This window comes from Klebsiella sp. BDA134-6, from assembly GCF_015601345.1.
Taxonomy (GTDB): Bacteria; Pseudomonadota; Gammaproteobacteria; order Enterobacterales; family Enterobacteriaceae; genus Klebsiella; species Klebsiella grimontii.
This window is the reverse complement of sequence record NZ_CP064784.1, coordinates 1121618-1145265: the sequence shown is the minus strand read 5'-3', so window position 1 is coordinate 1145265 and position 23648 is coordinate 1121618. Positions and strand designations below refer to the sequence as shown.

General features: G+C 54.9%; 24 protein-coding genes. 11 read left to right on the top strand and 13 right to left on the bottom strand.

What is annotated here, in order from left to right:
* From IYV58_RS05290 to IYV58_RS05250, 9 genes are read left to right on the top strand one after another with little or no spacing between them, the layout of a single operon-like run.
* The gene (locus tag IYV58_RS05290) at nucleotides 1–2088 is read left to right on the top strand and encodes a GumC family protein (protein ID WP_142446301.1); all 2088 of its coding nucleotides are present in this window, start codon (nucleotides 1–3) and stop codon (nucleotides 2086–2088) included.
* A gap of 5 nt (nucleotides 2089–2093) precedes the next feature.
* The gene (locus tag IYV58_RS05285) at nucleotides 2094–3311 is read left to right on the top strand and encodes a polysaccharide biosynthesis protein (protein ID WP_004129214.1); all 1218 of its coding nucleotides are present in this window, start codon (nucleotides 2094–2096) and stop codon (nucleotides 3309–3311) included.
* Nucleotides 3302–4684 carry a capsular biosynthesis protein gene (locus tag IYV58_RS05280; RefSeq protein WP_087828268.1) on the top strand — a complete coding sequence of 461 codons (1383 nt, stop codon included), beginning with the start codon at nucleotides 3302–3304 and terminating at the stop codon, nucleotides 4682–4684. Before IYV58_RS05285 ends, IYV58_RS05280 begins: the two co-directional genes overlap by 10 nt.
* On the top strand, nucleotides 4677–5702 hold the full coding sequence (locus tag IYV58_RS05275; protein WP_004129212.1) for a glycosyltransferase family 2 protein: 1026 nt from the start codon (nucleotides 4677–4679) through the stop codon (nucleotides 5700–5702). Before IYV58_RS05280 ends, IYV58_RS05275 begins: the two co-directional genes overlap by 8 nt.
* Nucleotides 5683–6897 carry a glycosyltransferase family 4 protein gene (locus tag IYV58_RS05270; protein WP_142469192.1) on the top strand — a complete coding sequence of 405 codons (1215 nt, stop codon included), beginning with the start codon at nucleotides 5683–5685 and terminating at the stop codon, nucleotides 6895–6897. Before IYV58_RS05275 ends, IYV58_RS05270 begins: the two co-directional genes overlap by 20 nt.
* A complete protein-coding gene (locus tag IYV58_RS05265; protein WP_004129209.1) occupies nucleotides 6894–8009 on the top strand; it encodes a glycosyltransferase family 4 protein in 1116 nt (371 codons plus the stop codon). Before IYV58_RS05270 ends, IYV58_RS05265 begins: the two co-directional genes overlap by 4 nt.
* The gene (locus IYV58_RS05260; RefSeq protein ID WP_004129207.1) at nucleotides 8006–8416 is read left to right on the top strand and encodes a hypothetical protein; all 411 of its coding nucleotides are present in this window, start codon (nucleotides 8006–8008) and stop codon (nucleotides 8414–8416) included. Before IYV58_RS05265 ends, IYV58_RS05260 begins: the two co-directional genes overlap by 4 nt.
* Before the next feature lie 2 nt (nucleotides 8417–8418).
* Nucleotides 8419–9837 (top strand): DUF4832 domain-containing protein, encoded by a 1419-nt coding sequence (locus tag IYV58_RS05255; RefSeq protein WP_112165907.1) that lies wholly within the window; start codon nucleotides 8419–8421, stop codon nucleotides 9835–9837.
* A gap of 2 nt (nucleotides 9838–9839) precedes the next feature.
* A complete protein-coding gene (locus IYV58_RS05250; protein ID WP_049114460.1) occupies nucleotides 9840–10346 on the top strand; it encodes a serine acetyltransferase in 507 nt (168 codons plus the stop codon).
* A 77-nt stretch (nucleotides 10347–10423) separates the two neighbouring features.
* Here the strand turns inward: IYV58_RS05250 and crl are convergent, their stop codons facing one another.
* From crl to gpt, 3 genes are all read right to left on the bottom strand, one after another.
* Nucleotides 10424–10822, bottom strand: coding sequence for a sigma factor-binding protein Crl (gene crl / locus IYV58_RS05245; protein ID WP_004099188.1), 399 nt, complete (start codon nucleotides 10820–10822; stop codon nucleotides 10424–10426).
* 57 nt (nucleotides 10823–10879) lie between these two features.
* Complete coding sequence (gene frsA / locus IYV58_RS05240; RefSeq protein WP_004129202.1) at nucleotides 10880–12124, bottom strand: esterase FrsA; 1245 nt, start codon at nucleotides 12122–12124, stop codon at nucleotides 10880–10882.
* Nucleotides 12125–12230: 106 nt separating this feature from the next.
* Complete coding sequence (gene gpt, locus IYV58_RS05235; protein WP_004129200.1) at nucleotides 12231–12689, bottom strand: xanthine phosphoribosyltransferase; 459 nt, start codon at nucleotides 12687–12689, stop codon at nucleotides 12231–12233.
* A 258-nt stretch (nucleotides 12690–12947) separates the two neighbouring features.
* Here gpt and pepD point away from each other — a divergent pair, with 258 nt between their 5' ends.
* Nucleotides 12948–14405, top strand: a complete 1458-nt coding sequence (gene pepD / locus IYV58_RS05230) for a cytosol nonspecific dipeptidase (RefSeq protein ID WP_087828263.1) — start codon at nucleotides 12948–12950, stop codon at nucleotides 14403–14405.
* A gap of 56 nt (nucleotides 14406–14461) precedes the next feature.
* Here the strand turns inward: pepD and prfH are convergent, their stop codons facing one another.
* From prfH to dinB, 4 genes are all read right to left on the bottom strand, one after another.
* Nucleotides 14462–15061, bottom strand: coding sequence for a peptide chain release factor H (prfH, locus tag IYV58_RS05225; RefSeq protein ID WP_087828262.1), 600 nt, complete (start codon nucleotides 15059–15061; stop codon nucleotides 14462–14464).
* Entirely contained in the window at nucleotides 15058–16197 is a 1140-nt protein-coding gene (locus tag IYV58_RS05220; protein ID WP_004129194.1) for an RNA ligase RtcB family protein, read from the bottom strand. Before IYV58_RS05220 ends, prfH begins: the two co-directional genes overlap by 4 nt.
* A gap of 173 nt (nucleotides 16198–16370) precedes the next feature.
* On the bottom strand, nucleotides 16371–16823 hold the full coding sequence (locus IYV58_RS05215) for a GNAT family N-acetyltransferase (RefSeq protein ID WP_406601391.1): 453 nt from the start codon (nucleotides 16821–16823) through the stop codon (nucleotides 16371–16373).
* A gap of 5 nt (nucleotides 16824–16828) precedes the next feature.
* A complete protein-coding gene (gene dinB / locus IYV58_RS05210; protein WP_004129190.1) occupies nucleotides 16829–17884 on the bottom strand; it encodes a DNA polymerase IV in 1056 nt (351 codons plus the stop codon).
* Between the two features lie 159 nt (nucleotides 17885–18043).
* Between dinB and IYV58_RS05205 the strand changes: the two genes are divergently transcribed.
* On the top strand, nucleotides 18044–18901 hold the full coding sequence (locus tag IYV58_RS05205) for a glycerophosphodiester phosphodiesterase family protein (RefSeq protein WP_004129188.1): 858 nt from the start codon (nucleotides 18044–18046) through the stop codon (nucleotides 18899–18901).
* 33 nt (nucleotides 18902–18934) lie between these two features.
* Here IYV58_RS05205 and nqrM read toward each other — a convergent pair whose 3' ends face one another.
* The 6 genes from nqrM to IYV58_RS05175 are packed head-to-tail and all read right to left on the bottom strand — an operon-like array spanning nucleotide 18935 to nucleotide 23647.
* A complete protein-coding gene (gene nqrM / locus IYV58_RS05200; RefSeq protein WP_049114465.1) occupies nucleotides 18935–19150 on the bottom strand; it encodes a (Na+)-NQR maturation NqrM in 216 nt (71 codons plus the stop codon).
* Between the two features lie 2 nt (nucleotides 19151–19152).
* A complete protein-coding gene (nqrF, locus tag IYV58_RS05195; protein ID WP_004129183.1) occupies nucleotides 19153–20376 on the bottom strand; it encodes an NADH:ubiquinone reductase (Na(+)-transporting) subunit F in 1224 nt (407 codons plus the stop codon).
* A gap of 11 nt (nucleotides 20377–20387) precedes the next feature.
* A complete protein-coding gene (gene nqrE / locus IYV58_RS05190) occupies nucleotides 20388–20984 on the bottom strand; it encodes an NADH:ubiquinone reductase (Na(+)-transporting) subunit E (protein ID WP_004129181.1) in 597 nt (198 codons plus the stop codon).
* Between the two features lie 6 nt (nucleotides 20985–20990).
* Nucleotides 20991–21629: an NADH:ubiquinone reductase (Na(+)-transporting) subunit D gene (locus IYV58_RS05185; protein ID WP_004099162.1), complete on the bottom strand. Its 639-nt coding sequence runs from the start codon at nucleotides 21627–21629 to the stop codon at nucleotides 20991–20993.
* A complete protein-coding gene (locus IYV58_RS05180; protein ID WP_004129178.1) occupies nucleotides 21622–22416 on the bottom strand; it encodes a Na(+)-translocating NADH-quinone reductase subunit C in 795 nt (264 codons plus the stop codon). The genes IYV58_RS05185 and IYV58_RS05180 overlap by 8 nt, the downstream gene beginning before the upstream one ends.
* Nucleotides 22409–23647: an NADH:ubiquinone reductase (Na(+)-transporting) subunit B gene (locus IYV58_RS05175; protein WP_004129175.1), complete on the bottom strand. Its 1239-nt coding sequence runs from the start codon at nucleotides 23645–23647 to the stop codon at nucleotides 22409–22411. The genes IYV58_RS05180 and IYV58_RS05175 overlap by 8 nt, the downstream gene beginning before the upstream one ends.
* Between the last annotated feature and the right edge of the window lies 1 nt (nucleotide 23648).

The window sequence follows — 23648 nt, the reverse complement described above, 5'->3', positions numbered from 1 at the left end:
ATGGCTATTTCATTAGTTGAAAATGGAAAAAAGAAAGAAGGCTTTATCGACTTCACGCCTTACTTCAACAAAATTAAGCACAAGCTGATCTGGTGCCTGGTGGTGGTCGTGGTGGCGGCAGCGGCGTCGTGGATCCTGACGCGCTTTATGTCATCCAGCTATACCGCAACCGCGACGGTGCTGTTTAAAGCGCAGTCGCAGGACGTCACTCCCCTGCCGCGGCTGGAAAACTACGATTCCACCCGCAGCGATTACTATGAAACCAAATACGCGCTGATGGGCTCCCGCGTGGTACTGGAAGCCGCGGTAAAAGCGCTAAAGCTGGATCAGGACCCGGAATTTAACGGCGGGGATAAGCTTGATGAGGCCGCGCGCGTCAATAATGCCGTGCGCGCCCTGCAAAAAAACCTGACCATCTCCGGCGTGCGCACCACGCAGTTGGTTTCCGTTTCGATGGAGGCAAAATCGCCGCAAAAAGCCGCCGATATCGCCAACGGCGTGGCGCAGGCGTTTATCGATTACAGCCTGGCGCAGAAGCAGAAAATCCTGCTCCAGGCCCAGGGCTGGAACGAAAAAATGATGGACGATCTGCGCAATAAGCTCGATCGCCAGAAAGCCGACATCGATGATTTTCTTAAAAAGAATGGCCTGCTGACCTTCCGCAGCATGGATGGCTACGAGACCGAGCAGTTGGGCATCGTGATTAACCATCTTGCCGACGCCACCCAGCGCCGTCTGAAAGCGCAAACGGTATGGGACAAAGTGCGCCGTCAGCAGGGGAAACCGCCGGAAGCGATCATCTCACTGCCGGAAATTTCCGGCCATCCGCAGATTCAGGATTTGCGCATCGCGCTAATCCAGACCCGGCGTAACCTATCGGAAGCGGCGAAACACTATGGCCCTAAGCATCCGAAATATCTTCAGGCTCAGGCCCAACTGCAGGTCGTGAACGGGCAGATAGGCCAGGTGTTGGGGGAACTGCTTAACGGCTTACGCCAGCAGTATCAGATTGCGCTGGACGATGAGCAGCACTATCAGAAGATGCTCAACGACCAGAAAGCCGGCTTTCAGGCGCTGGGCGCCAAGCGCGACAAATACAACACCATGATGACCGCGCTGAACAAAACTGAAGAGCTGTATAAATCGCTGTATCAGCGGGCGAATGAGCAGAAGCTCTCCGAGAGCTTTTCGGTTCCTGATGAAGTGATCTACGATGCCGCAGTGCCGCCAAATCTTCCCTCTAAACCGCAGCGCGGTCTGCTTATCGTGATGGCTACCCTGATGGCGCTCGCACTGTACATCATGTACCTGATAGTCAGCACCGCGCTCGATAAAACGGTGAACAGCATCAGCGAACTCAAAGCCAAAACGGGCCTTGATGGCAGCGGTGAGTTTCCGCTATTACCTCAGGTGAACAGCGCGCAGCTGACGTTCCAGAACCTGCTGTATGCCGATATGCTCCACAGCCTGCGCCTGGCGCTGCTCGGCCAGAATAATCATAGCGGGACGATACTGGTGACCTCGGCACAGGCCCATGCCGGCAGCAGCCTGATTGCCGAAATGCTGGCGTGGTCCGCCGCTAAGTCAGGCAAAACCTTACTTATCGATATAGATTATCTCGCAAGCGCAGGGCTCTCCGCGCGCTATCCTCAGCATAAAACAGGGTTCAGCGTGTGTCTTGATGACCGCTGCGCCACGTCGCAGGCGGTCGTCTCTCTGGCCGACAATCTTGATTTTATGCCGCGCGGCGAACTGAACGACTCGACGCTGCTGCTGTTCACCTCGCAACAGCTCCCGGCGCTGCTGACCACGCTGCGGCAGACCTACGATTATCTGATCATTGATGCGCCATCGCTCGGGCTGGCCCAGGACGCCCTGCTGCTGGCGCCGCACGTCGATATCAGCCTGCTGGTGGTCAACGCTGGCGAGCAGGCGTCGCGCATCCGCGATGCGCAAAATCGTCTGCAAGCCGCCGCGCCAACCCCTGTCGCCACCATGCTTAACCGGGTGCAAGAAGAGAACCTGGAGACGCAGGAGGGCAAACGCCTGCCCGAGCGCGGCATGGGCGAACTGATTTCACCGAAGTAGCGATTATGAACTTAATTAAGAGTATTTCTTCAATCGCCAGCTCCTCGGTCCTCTCGCAGGCGATCGGCGCCTTCTCTGTATGGCTGATTTCCCATCGCTACGGCATGGCGGAAGTCGGGCACTACGCGATGATCTACAGCAACGTGCTGATTGGCGCTCAGGTTTGCACTTTTGCGTCGCAGCTGCTGATCCCGCGCCAGGAAGAGCATGAACTGGGGCAGAACGTGGTATTTTGCCTGCTGCAAAGCCTGCTCCTGGCGCTCCCCTGGGCAGTGGTCACGGGACTGATGTTCCATCTCAATATTGTGTTTCTCTATCTGCTCACCTTCGGCTATGCACTGGTTTTGATCGCCGAGAACCTCTCGCTGCGCGGCGGTAACTATCCGTTCCTCACCTTTCAGCGCATCGCCGTATCGCTGGTGGTGGCAATAGCCCTGCTGGCGATGCCGAATACCACGCTGTTCTATATTGCCTGGATGGTGGGCATTTTGCTGCTGCTCAGCCTCTGCCTGCTGCGCTTGTTTCGCTTCAGCACCCTGACACCGGCACACTTTTCACCGCGGGCGAACGGTCTTTTCGCGCGCCAGCACTGGCAGCATCTCAGCCGCGTCGGTAGTGCGGAAGTGCTGGCGATGGCCAGCAACAATCTGCCGACAATGTTGATTAACGTCTGGTTTTCACCGCTGGTCGCGGGTTATTTCTCGGTGGTGAGCCGCTTCTGCTTATCACCGGTGATGATTGTCGGTAACGCGGTGCGCAATTCCATCTTTTCAAAATGGTCGATGGATTTTCGTAACAACACCTTTAACTATGCGGAATACAAAAAAATTCGCCTGCTGCTGATGGCCGCGGCGCTGATCTGTATCCTTGGGATCTGGATTTTCTATCCACTGGTCATGCGCCTGGGTTTCAGCCAGGAGTGGCTCAATTCGATCCCGACCTCACGCTATATGCTGCCTTATCTGTTCGCCGCCCTGGCCGTCAGTCCGCTGACCGTTATCGAGCTTATCTTTGGTTCTAAACGCTATTTTTTACGCATTCAGATAGAGCAGTTGCTGATCATTATCGTCGCTTTTATCGCTCTACCTGAATTGGGCCAAAGCTATGAAATTGCCCTGCTGACTTTCTCTGTTCTTACCAGCATTCGCTATCTGTTCATTCTGTTGAAAATGAATAAGCGGGCGCTGCAGCTCTCCCGGCAGGAGCAGAAAATATGCAGCTAAACACCGGTCGCTATCTGGAAATATTCGCGCTGACGACCATCGTCTTCTGCGGCACGGTGCAGTATTTCACCGGCGTTGTCGCCGTATTATGGCTTCCGTTTTTCATGGTGCTGGTCATGGTGGTTTTGTTGATGATGCAAAGCCGGCAGCAGCCTTTGGCGCTCAGCTCGCGCGAGAAGGTGGTGCTAGCGCTGTATCTGACCTTTATTATCCTCAGCCTCTGCGCCACCGTTTTACAATCCGGTATCGTCACCGCCATCGTCGGTTTTAAAAACGAACTGGCCTTGTCGCTGGTGATGTTTTGCATGCTGCTTGGTATGTTTCGCGAGTCGCAGCTGCATCGCCTGACTCAGCTTTTTTACTGGCTGTTCTACGTCCAGTTTCCGCTGGCTATCTATCAGGTGCTGGTGGTGGTGCCAAAACGCGTCGCCCTGCGCGGTGAGGATGAAAAATGGGATTCGGTGGTCGGCACGTTTGGCGGCGACCCGATGGGCGGCGGCAATACCGCGGCCATGGGGATGTTCTGCCTGCTGATTATGCTGTTGAAGGTGTCCGAATTTAAGCACGGTATTTGCTCGTTCAAGTCGATGGCGGCGCATATCGTGCTGGCCTTTTTCCTCTGCGTGGTCGGCGAGGTAAAATTCGTGATTCTGCTGTCGCCGTTCTTACTGGCGCTGCTGTGGATCATGCCCGCTTACGTCAGCGGCATCAGCAAAGTCACCCTGCGCTCGTTGATGATAATCGCCGCCGGAATGGTGGTGTTAATTTTTGCCGCTATCACCATTCTCGCCTCCAACTACTCGTCGGCCTTCGGCGGGGATCCGACCAAAAGCGCGCTCTCGGTATTTATCGATTCTCTCGGTTATATTTTTGATACTAACTACATTATGGAAAGCGGCGAGCTCGGCCGGTTTACTACTATTTTCTTCTGGCTTAAGCATAACGAACTTTTTGGCCCCGGCGGAATGCTATTTGGCTACGGCCTGAACGCGACCAACAGCGGCAGTACGGTCTCTCCAGGCTATATCGGCGCCTGGTATCATCTGATACTCGACTCCACCGCGCTAAGCATGATGCTGTGGGAAGTGGGTATTATCGGCGTGATCTTATTTATCGCCATGATTGCTTCTATTCTTATCGGCATGCGGCCCAAAGAGACCTTTTCCCGCTACGATCTTAAACATGAAGATTTACAGCTGCTCAGCTCCGCGCCTGCGTTTTACGTCTTTGCCATCGGCTGTTTACTCAGCCTTCCCTACAGTCAGATCCTGATGATCATTCCCATGCTACAGTTTTTATTATGGCTGGCCCTCGGGGCGCTCATTGTCATTCATCGTTCCGTTCGTCTGAACTCCGGTACCCAATATGAATAAAACGCCATCAATTACCGTCAGCATTAAAACCCTCAACGAAGCGCAGGGGATTGAAAAAACGATCGACAGCGTCCGCAAGCAATTGCAGCCTTATCCGCATCAAATTATCGTCGCCGATAGCCTCTCCACCGACAATACACGGGAGCTGGCCATCGCCAAAGATGCGATGGTGGTCTGCCTTGATAATGCGAAAGATCGCTGCTGCGGCGTAGGCCACCAGCTGGGCTGGTTATTCAGCGAAGGGGACTATCTGCTGCTGCTGGACGGCGATATGGAGCTGGAGCCAGGTTTTCTCGACACCGCCGTCGCCTTTCTCGAAGAACATCCCGAATACGCTGGCGTGGCGGGCAGCGTCGAGATGGATGATGCCGCTAACTATGAGTTTAAATCGCGCAAGCAGCGCCTGCATCTTATTTACCCGCAGGGGGATACCGACCACCTTGGCGGCGGCGGACTCTATCGCCGCTCGGCAATCGAGAAAATTGGCTATCTGACTAACCTTAATCTCCATGGCTATGAAGAAGCCGAATTGGGGATCCGCTTGCAGGCCGCGGGCTATAAACTCCACCGCCTCGCTGCGCCCTATTTTAGCCATGCTTCCTATACCATGCCGACATTTAAAATGTTGACCTATCGCTGGAAGAACGGTTTTTTATGGGCGCCCGGTGAGCTATTACGCAACTGCTGGGGGAAAAAGCATTTCCCTGCCGCGCTTAAGATTGTTCGCAACGAATTGATATTCACGCTGTATATCCTGGTATTGATTATTTGCCTGCTGTCGTTAAATCCCGGTTTGATTATTATCGCCCTGCTTCCACTGCTGGCGTTTATCGCCCTGAAGGCGATTAAAAATAAGTCGCTGCGGGACGGTGTACAGAGCGTTATCAACTTATCGTTATTTTCCGCAGGTATGGTGCGAGGCCTCATGAACTCCGTTCGCGATCCGATGAAACAACCCGCCGTGACCGTCTCCAACCCAAAACATATCCAGACAGAACATGAAAATATTATTCGTTAACAAATTCTTTTTTATTAAGGGCGGAGCGGAAACCGTATTTTTCCAGGAGCGAGACGCCATGCTGCAAGCGGGCTATCAGGTTGTCGACTTCAGCATGCAGCATGCAGAAAATAAACCCTCGCCCTGGGAAAGCTTCTTCGTACACAACGTGGACTACCATCAAAACCACGGGCTGACAGGCAAGCTCAAAGCGGGTATCGACTTTATCTACAATGCGGAGGCCTGCAACAAGCTCAATACGTTGCTGCTGGCGCAACGCCCGGATATTGTGCACTTTCATAATATTTACCACCAGCTGACGCCGGCGCTAATCGGCGTCGCCAAACGCTTTGGCTGTAAAACGGTGTTGACTGCGCACGATTATAAAATCGTTTGTCCATCGTACACCATGCTGCGCGATGGCCACGTCTGCGATGACTGTCTTACCGGTTCGGTGAGCAACGCCTTCCGCCATCGTTGCCAGCAGGGCGACACCTTTAAAAGCCTGCTGCTGTCGCTTGAGGCCTACTGGCAAAAGTTCGCGCAAAATTATGCCATGCTCGATTGCATCATCGCTCCCAGCGAATTTATGCGTCAGACGCTGCTGCGTAAATTACCCCGGTCGCGGATCGAGACGATCGTCAACGGTATTGATGCCAGCGCCACGATCCCGGGCGATACGGCGGGGGATTATTTCCTCTATATCGGCCGCTTGAGCCGTGAGAAAGGCGTCGCTACCCTGGCGCTGGCGCAGCAAAAAATGCAGCAGCCCATGCCGCTGAAAATCGTCGGCGATGGCCCTCTCGGCAACGACCTGCGCGCCCGCTTTAGCGGTCCGGAATTTCTCGGCTATATGCGCCACGGAGAAGCGCTCAACGCGTTGATTCGCGGCGCGCGGGCGGTGATCGTCCCTTCCGAATATTATGAAAACTGCTCGATGTCGGTACTGGAGGCGATGGCGTTCGCTCGCCCCGTCGTCGGCGGCAATATCGGCGGCATTCCTGAGCAAATCCGCGATGGCATTGATGGTTATCTGGTGGAACCCGGGGATGCCGACGCGCTGGCGCGCATCATGGATAACCTGGCAGCCAATCCGCAGCAGGCGCGGGAAATGGGCATCAACGCGCGCCAGCGTTTAGAGGATAAATACGATCTCGCCCGGCATATGCAGGTTCTGCAGGAACTCTATCAGCAGCTCGTGGGGGAAGCGAAATGAAGCTAAAAGTGACGGTGCTTGGCACCCGCGGTATTCCGAATGTACAGGGCGGCGTTGAGACCCATTGCCAGAATCTCTATCCGGAAATCTATCAACAGAATCACGCCGATATCTGCGTCATTGCCCGCTCACCGTACGTTGACTACCGCCGTAGCGAATATAAAGGCGTGCGGTTAAAAAGCCTGTGGGCGCCTAAAAGCCGCAAGTTCGAAGCCATTATTCACTCAACGCTGGCCGCCTTCAGCACCCTGTTTGACGGCTCAAATGTGGTTCACGTTCATGCGGTCGGCCCTGGACTGGTGGTCCCGCTGCTGCGCCTGCTCGGCAAGCGCGTCGTTTTTACCCACCACGGCCCGGACTACGATCGCCAGAAGTGGGGCAAAATGGCGAAAGAGATGCTGCGTCTTGGTGAGAAATGGGCGGTGAAATATGCCAATGAGGTTATTGTTATCTCGGAAGTGATTAATACGCTCATTAAGACCAAACACGGCCGTACCAACGCTAACGTGATCTATAACGGCGTGCGCCAACCGCCGCTTCCCGCCGAAGAAACGCGACAGGCCACGCTGAATCAGTATTCGCTGAAAGCCGGGCAATACATTGTCGCCGTCGCCCGTTTTGTCGAAGAAAAAGGGCTGCACGATCTGCTTGCCGCCTACAAAGCCTCGAACTGTTCGCTGCCGCTGGTGCTGATTGGCGATGCCGACCATCCTGATGAGTACAGCGAGCGGCTGAAGAAGCAGGCTGCCGCTACCCCGGGAACGATCATGACCGGTTTTATTAGCGGCGATCCGCTGCATACCCTGTTCTCACAGGCCGGGCTTTTTGTTCTACCGTCTTACCATGAAGGGCTGCCTATTGCCCTGCTGGAGGCCATGTCCTGGTCCTTACCGGTTATCGTCAGCGATATCCCCGCCAACCTGGAGATCGACCTGCCTGCGGAAGTTTATTTTCCGACGGGCAATGTCGCCGCGCTGGCGCAAAAGCTCCAGTCCTGGCGCGGTGATGAAGCCGCGGATTACAGCCAGTTAATGGCCAAATACCGCTGGCCGGACATTGCAGCGAAAACGTCTCAGGTCTATCAGCGATTAACGAATAAGAGTCAACCGTGACAAAATCAACATCCGACCTGGTCATCGAGCGTTTTTATTCCGCGCTTGATCCGGAAACAGAAGCCTCGTTAACGCCGGAGCAAAAGCGCGGTATTGAACAGGCGCTGGTGAGAGCGAGCCTGGCTTCCCGCCATCGCATCGATTTTCGCCACAGTTTTCCTTTTCTGCATCGCCGCTATTTCGTGGTCTTTTTATGCGGTCGCGATCTGCGCAAAATCCCGCGGGAAAGTACGCTGCTCGGGCGTCTATTTTCCACTCTGGCGATTACGTTTGCCGTGCTGTTCGCGATTCTTGCGGTGCTACTGGCGCTCTATATGCTGAAATCCGCGCTGGGAATCGATGTGTTTAAGAACTTCCACGTCGGTATCTGGACATGGTTTGTGAACCTCCACGACAAAGTGAATTAACGATGAGCTCTTTTTCACCGCGCCGCGCCGCGCTCTTTTTGGCGCTACTGCTGGCCGGAATCATTCCGTCTGCAGCGGTACTGGCTGAACGCACGATTATCACCCCACCGGCCTTTACCGGTCTGTTAACAAACCCAGGGATCGGCGTGGCCAGTTTCCACGATGGTTATGGCCAGAAACCCTCTCTGCAAGAGTATCCGGACACCGGGTTTGAATACGATCGCTTTTACTGGAGCGATCTGGAGCCCGAGGAAGGCGTCTATAATTTTGCGCCGATCGATCATGCCTTCAGCGTTGCCGCCCAGCATCAGCCGGCGATGAACGTCGGATTGCGTTTTATGGCGCTCGATGAACCGCAATCGGGCTCGAAAATCCCCGCCTGGCTTATTGAAAAAGGCATTCAGGGACAATGGGTCGAAAACGGTAAAACCTTTGTGCCGGACCTCAGCGATCCAACCTTTATCGCCTATGCGCAAAAACTGCTGAATGCCCTCGGCGCGCATTATGACGGTAATCCGGAGCTCGCATTTGTCGATATCGGTATGGTGGGTTCGTGGGGAGAATGGCACAACTCCAATTTCCCTGACGTGGCGCCATTGCGCGAGAAATACACCTCTGAGCAGCTCAATCGCTACGTTGATATGCACTTCAGCAGTTTCCCTAAAACGCCCAAAATCATGTTGATCAGCGGCGGCGACTCGCTGGCCTGGGCCAGCCAAAAAGGCGCCGGATGGCGCGCGGATTGCTGGGGAGACTGGCATAACTTTTCCACATCCTGGAGCCACATGCGCGATGACTATCCTCAACGTCTGGCCGCCGCGCAGGCGGCATGGGGCGGTTTTAATGACGGCTGGCAGCACGCCCCCGTGAGCCTCGAGATTTGCGGCTATATGGCAGAGTGGGAAAGCGTGCAGCATTACACTCGTGAAGAGGTCCAGGCAAGCTTCGACTGGGCATTAGCGCAACACGCCAGTACCCTGAATCTGAAATCGCGGCCGGTGCCGGCGGCGTATCGCGATATCGTTGATAATGCGTTACTACGCATCGGCTATCGCTACCGGGTGAGCCAGCTGGAATTTGATACGCCCGTACGTAGCGGCATGCCGCTTACGCTGAATGTCACCTGGCGTAACGACGGCGTCGCCCCGGCCTATCTCCCCTGGCTTGTGCAATGGCGGATAGTCAATGCGGCGGGCGATACCATTACGCAAATCAAAACGGCGGATGACGTTCGCCAGTGGTTGCCTGGAGCTCATCAAAGCCGCGCTACGCTAGCGCTGCCTACTGGGCTCCCTGACGGTCAATATCGCCTGCAAACGGCCCTGACCAATCAGCAGGGGCAACCGCGTATTCAACTCGCTAACGAAGGTCAAACCGGTGATGGATGGTATTCACTGGCTTCGTTTAACCTTAAGGAATAACCATGTTTGAGGCTATCAGACAGGTCGGCCGGGAGATCAAATCCTGCGGCGGCATCAAAGCGAAAATCGCGGTTCTGCTTTATCGTCTGGCGACGCTCTATCGCAGCCGTAATCCTCTGTGGAAGATCTGCGGGATCCCCTTCGTTATTCTCAATATCGTGATTAACGAGTGTTTATTTTGCATTGAGCTGCCGTGGCGAGCGCACATTGGCTATGGGCTGAAGCTGTATCATCCGCACTGCATCGTGATAAACCGGGGAACGGTCATTGGCCAGAACTGCACCCTGCGCCAGGGCGTCACCATTGGCAGCGTGACCGATAGTCAGGGCCGGGAAGGCGCTAGCCCGCGAATTGGCGATAACGTGGAATTTGGCGCCCACGCCGTGGTGATTGGCGCGGTCACGCTAGGGGATAATGTCAAAGTCGGCGCGGGCACGGTGGTGACCAAAGATCTGGCCGCAGGCATGATTGCCGTCGGTCAGCCATACCGGGTACTAAACGGCGATTAGCGTAGGTTTGTCTGGGGACAAAACCCACGCTGATAGAAAAGCGGGTTTTAAAGCGGGATGGCAAAAATGGCCGGAACTTAGGCCCTCAGCTTAACCGGCTCGCTAAAATCATCGGCGGGCTCCAGCTTAAGGTTAAACGTTGCCAATAGTGCTTCGGCTCGTTGGTGAAAATCGCGTAGCGTCTTTTCGAGCTTTTCAGTGACTTCAGGATCGTCAATCGCGACCGGACGCCAGTCGCCTTCTTTATCGAACAATCCAAACTGATAGCTATAGGTGAAGCGCGAAGCCTGCGCTTCCATCTCCATCCACCATCCCCAGAACTCGCGTTTTTCAGGCGCTGGTTTTACGTTGACGCAAACTGCCAGGCAATCGAAAAAGAAGCGGTTGTCTTCACATTGCTCCTCACGGATGTAAGGGCCAAGCGCCGTGAATTTCTTAATCAGCTTACTCTTCAGGTGTCCACTCGGTAACGTCATTGCGATCTCCTTTAGTGATGCTATGACGTTACCAAATCAATAGAATTTAGCAATATATTAACTAAATCTATGGCTAATCCAGCGGGCGATCTGCCGCAGAGCGTGATCGAAATTACGGTAGACCGGATTGAACGGGATCTCCAACAGCTTGCCGTCGGAGGAGGATGAAGTGATTAAACGCGACTCCTCTTCCGGACTGAACGGATCGTCCTTCCAGAAACCGGAGAGCATCGGCGTAGGGCAGCGACGCCCCAGCAGGCCCTGAACCTTGAGGGAATAGCGGTTAAGCTCAACCCGCAGCGCGTCGTCGGAAGCGTCATGCATCCCCAGCCGCGAAGCCAGAACATCAAGATACATCTCCGGCACCCGCCCCTGATGCAGCGGGTCCACTAACAGGCCGTGTACCACCGGCCCCAGGCAGGCCACCGCCTTCAGGCGCTGGGACTCAAGATAGCCCAGCCGGACGGCGATGTTCGCGCCGAAGCGGAAGCCAAAGGCGGCCACGCGGGTATGATCGACCCAGGGCACATTAGCCAGATGCTGCAGCACATACTGGTGCAGCAGACTGGTATCCTGGGTCAGCTTGCATTTTGAGGAAAAACCGATGGAAGGCATATCCACGGTCAGCATAGCGATACCCAACGGCGCAAAATAGTTTTCATACAGGTTGTAATAATCGGTCTGTAGCGCGTCAAGCCCGCCGCACATCAGCACCGTCGGGAACGGCCCATCGCCTGGCGGCATATGCAGGAAACCGGTGATCGGCGCAGCGCCAGGGATGGAGAACTCCAGCTCTCGCAGCTTGCCGGGCAAGCGCTGGGCGGCTTCTTCATAAGCCCGGTAAGCCAGCACCTGCGCCTGTTCCGCCAGCTCATCGCCCTTGATGTGCGGATAGGCAGCAATGCTGTAAAGGTTTGCCGCATGGAGCCAGTGACGACCGCTTACCAGAAGATTCTCTTCCTGACCGGCCTTCTGCTGCCAGTCCATCGCCTGTTTGGCCCATTCAAAGATCCAGTTGCCGCCGCGATAGCCGACGACCGTATCGTAAAGCTCTGGATCGGTTCGCTCGGCATCGCTCATGACGATGCGCGCCTGCACATCGAGGATTTCCTGCGGCGTCACGCCACGCCAGATCCACATCAGACGGTTAATCAATCGATACCAGTGATCAACGTGATTACCGCTGAGCGCAGACTGGATCGGTTGCTGCGCTCCGGTATTAAACCGACGCACCAGCGTGGAGGTTTCCGGATGTTTGAATCGGGGTTTAAACAGCGTTTCGCTAAGGTTAGCCTGGGACATGTGCAGCCTCCATCATGTTGCCACTGAAGCTATTGTAACCTGCGCAAGGGTAAAAAAAACCACGCCCGGCAAAACCGGGCGTGGTAATTAGCATTTATGCGGGAAATTAACGGCCTGCGATAGGCGGTACGAACACCACGCCCATATCCCACGGCTGTTCAATCCAGGTATCCTGGGGAATATCAACGACATAATCATCAACCAGTGGGCGACCTGCCGGTTTTGCGAAGATAGTGACAAAATGTGCTTTCGGATACATTTCGCGGATGGCTACGGCGGTACCGCCGGTGTCGACGAGGTCATCGATCACGATAAAGCCTTCGCCATCGCCTTCCGCACGTTTCAGCACAGTCAGTTCACGCTGATTATCGTGGTCATAGCTTGAGATGCAAACGGTATCAACATGACGAATACCCAGTTCACGCGCCAGTAGTGCTCCCGGTACCAGACCGCCGCGGCTAACGGCAATAATGCCTTTCCACTGTTCAACCGGCAGCAGGCGAGTTGCCAGCTTGCGGGCGTGAATCTGCAACATGTCCCAGGTGACGACGTATTTTTCGCTCATGTGAAGTGTCCCAGCCTGTGTAATACGGCTTAAATAATGTTCGAGGGGGAAAATGGTTGCGCGAGATTATAGAGATCTGACGCGCTAAAAACCAGCGTTAAGCGGCCACCGCGACTCTTTTTACGTGGTTTACACTACCAGAGTACACGGAAAGTGGTATTCTCAACCCCATCGCGCAAGCCCGGGCTTGTAGTGTATTTGATTGCTAACCCCTCGATCTGCAAACGACTTTTGCAGGTGATTGTAAGGAGACTTATCGTGTCTGAACTGTCTCAATTATCCCCTCAGCCGCTGTGGGATATTTTTGCCAAAATCTGCTCTATTCCTCACCCCTCCTATCACGAAGAACAGCTCGCTGAGCACATTATGGGCTGGGCAAAAGAAAAAGGCTTACACGCGGAACGCGACCAGGTTGGCAACATTCTGATTCGTAAAGGCGCGACTGCCGGTATGGAAAACCGTAAACCGGTGGTGCTGCAGGCGCACCTTGATATGGTGCCGCAGAAAAACAACGATACCGTTCACGACTTCGCTAAGGACCCGATTCAGCCGTACATCGACGGCGAGTGGGTCAAAGCGCGCGGCACCACCCTGGGCGCCGACAACGGTATCGGCATGGCTTCCGCGCTGGCGGTGCTGGCTGACGATAACGTCGTTCACGGCCCGCTGGAAGTGCTGCTGACCATGACGGAAGAAGCCGGTATGGACGGCGCGTTTGGCCTGCAGGCCAACTGGCTGCAGGCGGACATCCTGATCAACACCGACTCCGAAGAAGAAGGTGAGATTTACATGGGCTGCGCCGGTGGGATCGACTTCACCTCTGACCTCGCGCTGACCCGTGAAACCGTTCCGGCCGGTTTCCAGAGCTTTAAGTTGACCCTTAAAGGACTCAAAGGCGGCCACTCCGGCGGCGAGATCCACGTCGGTTTAGGTAATGCCAACAAGCTGCTGGCACGCTTCCTCGCAGGCCATGCTGAAGAGCTGGATCTGCGCCTGGTCGATTTCAACGGCGGCACCCTGCGCAACGCTATCCCCCGTGAGGCGTTCGCCACAGTCGCCGTGGCCGCGAACAAAGCGGATACGTTGAAAGCGCTGGCTAATGAGTACCTGACGATCCTGAAAAACGAGCTGGCGGCCAAAGAGAAAAATCTAACAGTACTGCTGGAATCGGCTGCGAACGACCAGCCTGCGCTAACGTCCCAATCTCGTGATACCTTTGTACGCCTGCTTAACGCCACGCCGAACGGCGTCATCCGCAACTCTGATGTGGCAAAAGGCGTGGTGGAAACCTCGCTGAACGTCGGTGTGGTGACCATGACCAGCGATAACGTGCAGATTCACTGCCTGATTCGCTCCCTGATCGACAGCGGTAAAGATTATGTCGTCAGCATGCTGGATTCTCTGGGCAAGCTGGCCGGCGCGAAAACCGAAGCGAAAGGCGCCTATCCAGGCTGGCAGCCGGACGCCAGCTCGCCGGTGATGCATCTGGTGCGTGAAACCTATCAGCGTCTGTTCAACAAGACGCCGAACATCCAGATTATCCACGCGGGCCTGGAGTGCGGTCTGTTCAAAAAACCGTATCCGGACCTGGACATGGTTTCTATCGGGCCAACCATTACCGGCCCCCACTCCCCGGACGAGCAGGTTCACATTGAAAGCGTTGGCCAGTACTGGACGCTGCTGACCGAGCTGCTGAAATCCATTCCGGCGAAGTAAGACAGCACAGGCCCACTCCCCAGAGAGTGGGCCTTTTCTTTATAACGACTCGCTCATTAACGCCCGCTAAACGTCCGCAGCGGATTACCGCGTTCAATTTGATGATGGAACATTCGCCGTTCAGACTTCAACACCGCGCCGTCACTCTGCCGCTGCTGTTCCAGATTCCACGCAATCAGCAGGCGCGCCAGCCTTTTATTGGCATGCTGACTCCGTTCCGACTGCACCTTGACGCTAATCCCGCTTGCCAGGTGCGTGGCGCGTACCGCTGAGTCGGTCTTATTGACGTGCTGCCCGCCGGGTCCGGAAGCGCGCAGCGTTTCAAAGCGGATCTCTTCGGACTGCTTTTGTTCATCGCAAGAAAAACGCCCTACGCCGACATACCAGTTTTTACGTCCGTGATGCGGCCTGAATGGGCTGGGAAAAATCCATTGCAGCGTGCCGCACCAGCGTTCACTTAAGGCAAACGCATTGTCGCCATCAAGAGAAAGCAGAGCGGAGCGGAGCGTGCCAGAATACCGACCTGGCTCGCTTTCCAGCAGAGTAATGGAAACCCTCTGCTCTGCAGCTTCTTTTATGAGTCGATCCAACGAGAGTTTCACCGCCAGGCAGCACTCATCCGGCCCCTGAGCGGAAGAGAGTTGTAATAACATCATGCGCCTTTCCCTCCGCTGGTTTTGAGCGTCAGCAGCGGACGCAGGCGGGCGATCGGTTCAACCAGTCCGGCCTGCACCAGACAGTTAAATACGCTTTCCACAGATTTGTACGCCTGCGGCGCCTCCTCGTAGATCAGCTGACGATCGCGACAGATCACCCGGCTTCCCAGTTCAGTACGGGCCAGCTGTGCCGCACTGTATTTACCAGATAAGCGCCCTTTGCAATCAGTACGCATCCATTTACGCCCGGCGCCGTGAGCGAGCGAATTCAGCGTTTCTTCGCTGACCACGGGGTGAACCAGCCAGCTGTGGTCGCCGCGAGAGCCCGGAATAATCACCAGGCCGCGGTCGTCCGGCGTCGCCCCTTTGCGATGCAGCCAACCCTGCCGTCCGTTAACAGAACGGGCCTCGACAAAGTTATGCGCGACGTCCAGCACATTCTGTCCGTCAGCTCGTACCTGTTGCAGAATGCGGGTAGCGATCAGCTGCCGATTCACGCGGGCAAAAGCCAGCGCATCTTGATGTTCCGCCAGGTAATCCTGAGCCGCAGCACTGTCTTCCGCCAGACCATCGTGAGAAAAAGCCGTGATATGGCGTTGCAGGATAGACTGTCCCAGGCCGCGCGACCCGCTGTGCACCAGCAGCAGCAGATGCTGAGCATCCAGACCGGCCTGCTGAAGACGCTGGCGATCGATGACCCGATCCACCTGCTGCAGTTCAGCGAAGTGGTTACCGCCGCCAATAGAGCCCAGCGCGCTGCGCCAGGGATGGGTTAGCAGATTCTCCGCCAGATGTTCATCCAGCCAGCGTTCTTCCGCTGCGTCATCCATGGCTGACAGCTTCTTCTCAAACCTATCCGCATTATATTTTCGCGCGAGGATATCCGTTTGCCATAGCGCCATGCCGCAGCCGATATCGTTACCCACCAGTGCCGGGTAGAGATGACCGAGCGAAAAGAAGGCCGCGCCGATTGGGTAGCCGCGCCCGGGATGTAAATCAGGCATCCCTACCACGCGCTGCATGTGAGGTAACTTTGCCGTCGTGTGTAATTGCTGGATCGCTAAATCTTCGATCCACAGATCGTCTGAACTAATATAAGAAATACCTTCAGACGTATAATGAACATTATTGCCCATATACCAATCCATATAAAAAATAAATAAAGGATGTGGCAGACGTTACCAGGGCAAAAAGAGAGTTATTCCTGGGAAGGCCTGCAAAGTATGTTCTGGAAATCTGTATTCATGGTGAACCTCCTTTGCAGTCAATAAATAAGTGAAAGTGCGCGTATAGTAATCAGGCGTTATATCTATTGCAAGCCGATTTGCCGCCGCATCAAATAATTAAGAAATCGTTCACCGCGCGCCGTCACTTCCTGTGGCTGAATAACCGTGAAGCCGTGACGCGCAAAAAAGGGCTTTGCCGTAATACTGGCCTCTACCGTGTAAACGCGCTCAGGAAGCTGCCTCAATAGCGTATTGAGCAGCGCGCTGGCGACGCCCTGGCGGCTATGGTCGGGAGAGACAAACAGTAAATCGATATAGTCATCCACGGCGGTAATAAACCCGACCGGCGAGGCATCATTTATTGCCACCAGTACGCATGATGCCGCTAGTTTTTGCCGCCAGTGGGCTTCATCAACCTGAGCCCAGGCGGCAATCTGCCGGGGAGAATAATCGGCGCTGGCCGTCTCTTTAATCGCCCGTAAAAAAATCACGCATAGCGCGGCAAAATCATGCTCTTCATACGGTCTTATTTTCAGCATTGTTATAACCCCAGAACCAATTGTCGCTCCAGTTGCGGATCGAGCAGCGTCACGTGCAGCCCCACCAGCCTGACTCCCCGACCTCCGCGCCGCTCGTTCCAGGCTTTATGGGCAGTGGTGATCAAATCATCTTTATTCAATCGGGGCCAGACATGCTCCTGGGTGGTGAGCTGGAAATCATTAAACTTGAGCTTGACCCCCTGCCGGGCGATCAGCAAATCCGGTTTAACCTTCGCCAGGCGCCGTTCCAGCTCCGGATAGAGGTTCTCAATAATCGACTCACACTCCGCCCATTCATGGATATCCTCTATCAGGGTTCGCTCAACGCCCACCGATTTGCGCTGGCGCTCGCTGCTGATTTCTCGTTCATCAATCCCCTGGCTGCGCTCCCATAGTATCCGCCCGAATTTACCAAAGCGTTTGAGCAACATTGCCAGATCGCTGTTTTGTACATCTTCACAGGTCCTCAGCCCCATGCTTTCCAGCTTCGCGGCGGAAACCTTGCCGACGCCCGGGATCTTCGCTAGCGGCAACGTTTTGACAAACTCCGCGACCTGATGCGGCGCAATCACAAACTGGCCGTTGGGTTTATTCAGGTCCGAGGCGATTTTTGCGAGAAATTTTACCGGCGCAATGCCTGCGGAGGCGGTCAAATTTAGCTCACGATGGATGGTCTCGCGGATCTCCTGCGCCATCAGCGTCGCTGACCCCTGACAATGAACGCTGTCGCTAACGTCGAGATATGCTTCGTCCAGCGATAAAGGCTCGATTAGCGAGGTATAGCGGGAAAAAATCTCCCGGATATGGTTCGACGCCTCTTTATATGCATCAAAGCGGCCGGGAAGCAGCGTCAGGTGAGGACAAAGCTTGAGCGCTGTGGCGGTGGGCATGGCGCTACGCACGCCGAATTTACGCGCCGGATAGTTGGCCGTACTGATCACACCGCGCTGCACCCGGCTACCGCCAATGGCGATAGGGATGTCGCGCAGTGCCGGGTTGTCCCGCATCTCCACCGCCGCGAAGAAGCAGTCCATATCAACGTGGATGATCTTACGCATAGCCAAACCTTAGACTGTACATGCGTACAGTATAGCAAAAGTCGGCGAAATTTAATCTTTTTAAAACCCTCGCCATAAAAAACATGCTACAACATAAAAATGCAACAAATATGATTTATTTTTCATATAGTTACATTAATGAATAAGGTGAATGCAATCATGAAATCAATACTTACTGCGCTTGGTTTGCTTATTGCCAGCAGCGCCTGCGCTGCGCCGCAGCTCATTGCTCATCGGGGAGGCACCGGCGATGCGCCGGAAAACACCCTTCCTGCGATAAAACTGGCGCTGGAGAATAAGGCCGAGGCGATTTGGATAACGGTACAATTAAGCCAGGATGGCGTTCCGGTCTTATATCGCCCAAGCGATTTATCCGCCCTGACTGACCATACCGGGAAGATCTCAAGCTTTAGCGCTGCCGAACTGGCCCGCATGGACGCGGGATGGAAATGGGGCGGTGAAACTCACCCCTGGCGCGGTAAAAATGCAACCATTCCAACGCTGCAATCAGTGCTGGAGCAATGGCCACAGACCTTCTTTTACATCGATATTAAATCGCCTGATGCCGACCCGGCAATTATGGCTTCGCGTCTTAGTGAAGTATTGCAAACGACCCATAGCCTCTCGCGCGTGCGGGTTTATTCCACCGAAGACCGCTATATCGCGGCGCTACCAGAATCTATTCCCCATTTCGTCAGCCGGGGCGAAACGCGAACGAAACTGGCTAATATTTCCCTTAGCCACCAGTGCCAGCCAACCACACAGCCGGGCGATGACTACTGGTACGGTCTGGAGCTGAAACGCAAGGTAGAAATCGTGGAGAAGTTCACCCTCGGCGAAGGCGTGTCGCCTGCAACCCTCACCTGGGATAAAGAAGCAATGGACTGTTTCCGCTCTCAGGGCAAAGCCCATGTTGTCTTCTTCGGCATTAATAGTGCCGATGATTTTCGTAAGGCAAGCGAACTGGGCGCCGATGGCGTGATGGTAGACTCGCCGGCGAAAGCGAAAACCTGGTAAATCGTAAATGGCCGCGATAAGGCGGCCTGCTGTTTAAATGATGCGATCCCGTTTGCGCTGCGCTTCGCGAGCCATGCGTTTTTTACGCGCATCGCAGGGCTCAGGACAGTCGCAGACCTTTTCCATACCCAGCGATGAGATCCCGCCGCAGCTGCCCTGAAGCGTTTTGCGCTTGACCAGATAACCAAGCGACATTCCCAGGATAACCAGCGCGAAAATCACGAAGGTCGCGACAAATACTGTCAGCATCATCAGCCTCCAAAGTCGTCCAGCATGATGTTTTCATCCTCAACGCCGAGATCTTTAAGCATTTTGATGACCGCGGCGTTCATCACCGGCGGACCGCACATGTAAAACTCACAATCTTCCGGCGCCGGGTGATCGCGCAGATAGTTTTCATACAGGACGTTATGAATAAAGCCAGTATGGCCGGTCCAGTTATCTTCCGGCTGCGGATCGGAGAGCGCCACGTGGAAGGTGAAGTTCGGGTTTTCCCGCGCAAGCTGTTCAAACTCATCATCATAGAACATTTCTCGCAGAGACCGCGCACCGTACCAGAAGCTGATTTTACGTGTACTGTGTAGCCGCTTAAGCTGGTCGAAAATATGCGAGCGCATCGGTGCCATCCCTGCCCCGCCGCCGATAAACACCATCTCCGCCTGCGTTTCTTTGGCAAAGAACTCCCCAAACGGCCCGGAGATCGTCACTTTATCACCAGGCTTCAGCGACCAGATATACGAGGACATAATCCCCGGCGGCGCATCAGGCACCTGCGGCGGCGGCGTGGCAATACGCACGTTGAGCATGATGATACCCTTCTCTTCCGGATAGTTAGCCATGGAGTAGGCGCGCAACGTTGGTTCTTTCACGTCGGAGACATAGCGGAAAAGGTTAAATTTATCCCAGTCGCCGCGATACTCGTCCGGAACGTCAAAATCGGCATAGGCAACCTTGTGTGAGGGGCATTCGATCTGAATATATCCGCCGGCGCGGAACGGAACCGCGTCACCGTCCGGCACGCGCAGCTTCAGCTCCTTGATAAAAGTGGCTTTGTTATCATTCGAGATAACTTCACACTCCCACTTCTTAACGCCAAAAATCTCCTCCGGCAGCTCAATTTTCATGTTCTGCTTCACCGCGACCTGGCAGGCCAGACGGCAGCCCTCTCTCGCCTCACGCTTGGTGATATGAGAGAGTTCGGTAGGCAGAATATCACCGCCGCCCTCTTTCACCGTCACCCGGCACTGGCCACAGGAGCCGCCGCCGCCGCAGGCCGACGAAACGAAGATTCCGTTGCTGGAGAGCGTATTCAGCAGCTTGTCACCGGCCGGAGTACGAATTTGTTTATCCGCTTCGTTATTGATTTCAATGACCACGTCGCCCGCATTCACTAATTTCGAACGCGCGACAAGTATCAGCCCCGATAGCACCAGGACGATCAGCGTGAACATCACTACGCCAAGAATTATTTCCATACTTTCCGCCCTTATAGCTGCACACCGGAGAATGACATAAAGCCCAGCGCCATCAGACCCGTGGTAATAAAGGTGATCCCTAACCCGCGCAGACCCGCGGGCACGTTTGCGTATTTCATTTTTTCACGGATACCCGCCAACGCCACAATTGCCAGCAGCCAGCCGATGCCGGAACCTAAGCCGTAAACGATCGACTCGCTTAAGTTATAGTCACGCTGCACCATGAAGGAGACACCGCCAAAAATCGCACAGTTGACGGCAATGAGCGGCAGGAAGATCCCCAGCGCGTTATAGAGCGTCGGGAAGTACTTATCGAGGATCATCTCCAGGATCTGAACCAGCGCGGCAATAACGCCAATGAAGGTAATAAAGTTCAGAAAGCTCAGATCAACGCCTTCCACCAGCGCGCCGTCGCGCAGCACCAGGTTATACACCAGGTTATTGATCGGCACCGCCAGCCCAAGTACGACCGTTACCGCAACGCCGAGTCCGAAAGCGGTCGAGACCTTTTTCGATACCGCGAGGAAAGTACACATCCCAAGAAAGAAGGCCAGCGCCATATTTTCAACAAATACGGCGCGGACAAAAAGGCTAATATAATGAGCCATAATCGGTTACTCCTTTTCCTGTTGTTCAGGCTTCCAGCTGCGCACCGCCCAAATCAACAAACCGATAATGAAGAACGCACTGGGCGCCAGAAGAAACAGACCATTTGGCTGGTACCAGCCGCCGTTCTGCACCGTTTCCAGCACGGTAATACCGAATAGCTTACCACTGCCGATCAGCTCTCTCAGGAAACCGACGATGATTAGGATCGCCCCGTATCCCAGACCGTTGCCAATACCGTCCATAAAGCTCGCCAACGGCGGCGACTTCATGGCATAGGCTTCGGCGCGCCCCATCACGATACAGTTAGTGATGATCAAACCGACAAAAACCGAAAGCTGTTTCGAAATCTCATAGGCAAACGCGCGTAGCACCTGATCGACGACGATAACCAACGAAGCGATAATCGCCATCTGTACAATGATGCGCACGCTATTCGGAATGTGGTGGCGAATCATGGAGATAAACATGCTGGAGAATGCCGTAACCAGCGTCACCGCGATGGTCATTACAAAAGCGGTCTCCAGCTTGGTGGTCACCGCCAGCGCGGAGCAGACGCCCAGAACCTGCAGAGTGATAGGGTTATTAGCGATAAGCGGCCCCACCAGCACGCGCTTCATTTCTTTCATGTCGCCCAAATCAGCCATTATTCAGCTCCCCTTCTCGCACCTTTTGCAGGAATGGGCCAAAGCCGAGTTTGCCCATCCAGAAATCAAAGCTATGTTGCACGCCGTTTGACGTCAGCGTTGCACCCGACAGGCCATCAACGGCGTGCAGGTCGCCAGGACGCGCGCCGCCTTTGACGATTCTCAGCGCAGGCATCCCTTTATCATCAAGCACTTGTTTACCAACGAACTGCTGGCGCCAGTTGGGGTTTTCAATTTCCCCGCCCAGTCCCGGCGTCTCACCATGTTCGTAATAGGTGATCCCTTTGACCGTGCGGCCATCGGTTTCCAGCGCAACAAAAGCGTACATCACCGACCACAGGCCGTTACCGTAAATCGGCAGTACGACTTCCTGAATCTGCTGCTTTTCATCGCGCACCAGGTAAATTTCGGCAATATTACTGCGGCGTTTGATACCGGCAGGATCCTGACTCGCCTCCAGCTGTAAGCTCTGCTGAGGGTCTTTCAGGGCCTGGGCTTGATTAAACTTGCCCGGATCTTTATCCAGCAGCTCACCGCTGGCTAAATCGACTAAACGCGGAGAGATATGGGCCTTAAAAATGTCAGCCACTTCATCTGCGCTCATTCCCTGCTTCATCAGACCGGCAACCGCCAGGATATTGCGCTGTTTATCGAGAGCGCGCTGCTCCTGCTGGCGCGATTTTAGCCCCACGGCAGAACCGGCGACCACAATTGAGCAGACCAGACAAAGCACCAGCACCACCAGCAGCGTTTTGCCGATGCTATCGTTACTTTTATTCTCAGCCACGCGATTTCCTCCGCTTAATATTGGCCCGCACCACCAGGTAATCAAACAGCGGCGCGAAGAGGTTGGCGAAGAGGATCGCCAGCATCATCCCTTCCGGATAGGCCGGGTTGACCACGCGAATCAGGACGCACATCACACCGATCAGCAGGCCGTAGCTCCATTTACCTTTATCCGTAAACGACGCGGACACCGGGTCCGTCGCCATAAACATCATGCCGAAGGCAAAACCGCCGAGCACCAGATGCCAGTACCACGGCATGGCAAACATCGGGTTGGTATCAGAGCCTATAAAGTTAAACAGCGTCGCGGTGGCCACCATACCGATGAAAACCCCTGCGACAATGCGCCACGAGGCCACGCGACCAAAAATGATGATGGCGCCGCCGATGAGAATCATTAGCGTCGAGACTTCGCCAATCGACCCCGGTATATTGCCGAGGAAGGCGTCCATCCAGCTTACCGGCTGACCGGTAGAGACGTTAACCAGCGATTCACCGCCGCCGCTTGCCCACTGAGATAACGGCGTCGCGCCGGAGAAACCATCCGCCGCAGTCCACACCAGGTCGCCGGAAATTTGCGCCGGCCAGGCAAAGAATAAAAACGCGCGCCCCGCCAGCGCCGGGTTGAGAAAGTTACGCCCGGTTCCGCCAAAAATCTCCTTGGCCATGACGACGCCAAAGGTGATCCCGAACGCGGCCTGCCATAGCGGCAGCGATGGAGGCACAATCAGCGCGAACAGAATTGACGTCACGAAGAAGCCTTCGTTTATTTCGTGCTTGCGCACGATAGCAAACAAGACTTCCCAGAACCCGCCGACAAGAAACACGGTGATGTAGATAGGCAGGAAAAATACCGCCCCCAGGGTCATCATACTGAGCCAACCGGCGTCAGCGGTGAAGTTCACCCCCAACCACTGCGCGATGCTGTAGTGCCAGTTCCCGGCGATAACCTGCTGCAGCTGCTCAGCACCGTATAATTTATGCAGTGCCGGAATAGTCTGCAGGCCAACGTTATACATTCCCCAAAACATCGCTGGGAAAACGGCAAACCACACCAGAATCATCATCCGCTTGAGATCGATGGCGTCTCTGACGTGCGCCGCGCCGCGCGTGACCTGCCCGGGGGTGTAGAACAGCGTCGCCGTCGCTTCAAACAGCGGATAGTATTTTTCCAGCTTGCCGCCGTGCGTAAAGTGCGGCTCAATTTTGTCAAACAGTTTCTTTAAGCCCATC

Excerpts from the sequence above, each read along its gene's own strand:
- IYV58_RS05265 (WP_004129209.1), top strand. The coding sequence starts at position 6,894 with ATGAAGCTAAAAGTGACGGTGCTTGGCACCCGCGGTATTCCGAATGTA.
- IYV58_RS05270 (WP_142469192.1), top strand. The coding sequence starts at position 5,683 with ATGAAAATATTATTCGTTAACAAATTCTTTTTTATTAAGGGCGGAGCG.
- IYV58_RS05205 (WP_004129188.1), top strand. The coding sequence starts at position 18,044 with ATGAAATCAATACTTACTGCGCTTGGTTTGCTTATTGCCAGCAGCGCC.
- IYV58_RS05290 (WP_142446301.1), top strand. The coding sequence starts at position 1 with ATGGCTATTTCATTAGTTGAAAATGGAAAAAAGAAAGAAGGCTTTATC.
- crl (WP_004099188.1), bottom strand. The coding sequence starts at position 10,822 with ATGACGTTACCGAGTGGACACCTGAAGAGTAAGCTGATTAAGAAATTC.
- IYV58_RS05280 (WP_087828268.1), top strand. The coding sequence starts at position 3,302 with ATGCAGCTAAACACCGGTCGCTATCTGGAAATATTCGCGCTGACGACC.
- IYV58_RS05220 (WP_004129194.1), bottom strand. The coding sequence starts at position 16,197 with ATGGGCAATAATGTTCATTATACGTCTGAAGGTATTTCTTATATTAGT.
- dinB (WP_004129190.1), bottom strand. The coding sequence starts at position 17,884 with ATGCGTAAGATCATCCACGTTGATATGGACTGCTTCTTCGCGGCGGTG.
- prfH (WP_087828262.1), bottom strand. The coding sequence starts at position 15,061 with ATGATGTTATTACAACTCTCTTCCGCTCAGGGGCCGGATGAGTGCTGC.
- IYV58_RS05275 (WP_004129212.1), top strand. The coding sequence starts at position 4,677 with ATGAATAAAACGCCATCAATTACCGTCAGCATTAAAACCCTCAACGAA.
- nqrE (WP_004129181.1), bottom strand. The coding sequence starts at position 20,984 with ATGGCTCATTATATTAGCCTTTTTGTCCGCGCCGTATTTGTTGAAAAT.
- IYV58_RS05175 (WP_004129175.1), bottom strand. The coding sequence starts at position 23,647 with ATGGGCTTAAAGAAACTGTTTGACAAAATTGAGCCGCACTTTACGCAC.
- nqrM (WP_049114465.1), bottom strand. The coding sequence starts at position 19,150 with ATGCTGACAGTATTTGTCGCGACCTTCGTGATTTTCGCGCTGGTTATC.
- IYV58_RS05185 (WP_004099162.1), bottom strand. The coding sequence starts at position 21,629 with ATGGCTGATTTGGGCGACATGAAAGAAATGAAGCGCGTGCTGGTGGGG.
- nqrF (WP_004129183.1), bottom strand. The coding sequence starts at position 20,376 with ATGGAAATAATTCTTGGCGTAGTGATGTTCACGCTGATCGTCCTGGTG.
- gpt (WP_004129200.1), bottom strand. The coding sequence starts at position 12,689 with ATGAGCGAAAAATACGTCGTCACCTGGGACATGTTGCAGATTCACGCC.
- IYV58_RS05255 (WP_112165907.1), top strand. The coding sequence starts at position 8,419 with ATGAGCTCTTTTTCACCGCGCCGCGCCGCGCTCTTTTTGGCGCTACTG.
- frsA (WP_004129202.1), bottom strand. The coding sequence starts at position 12,124 with ATGTCCCAGGCTAACCTTAGCGAAACGCTGTTTAAACCCCGATTCAAA.
- IYV58_RS05250 (WP_049114460.1), top strand. The coding sequence starts at position 9,840 with ATGTTTGAGGCTATCAGACAGGTCGGCCGGGAGATCAAATCCTGCGGC.
- IYV58_RS05285 (WP_004129214.1), top strand. The coding sequence starts at position 2,094 with ATGAACTTAATTAAGAGTATTTCTTCAATCGCCAGCTCCTCGGTCCTC.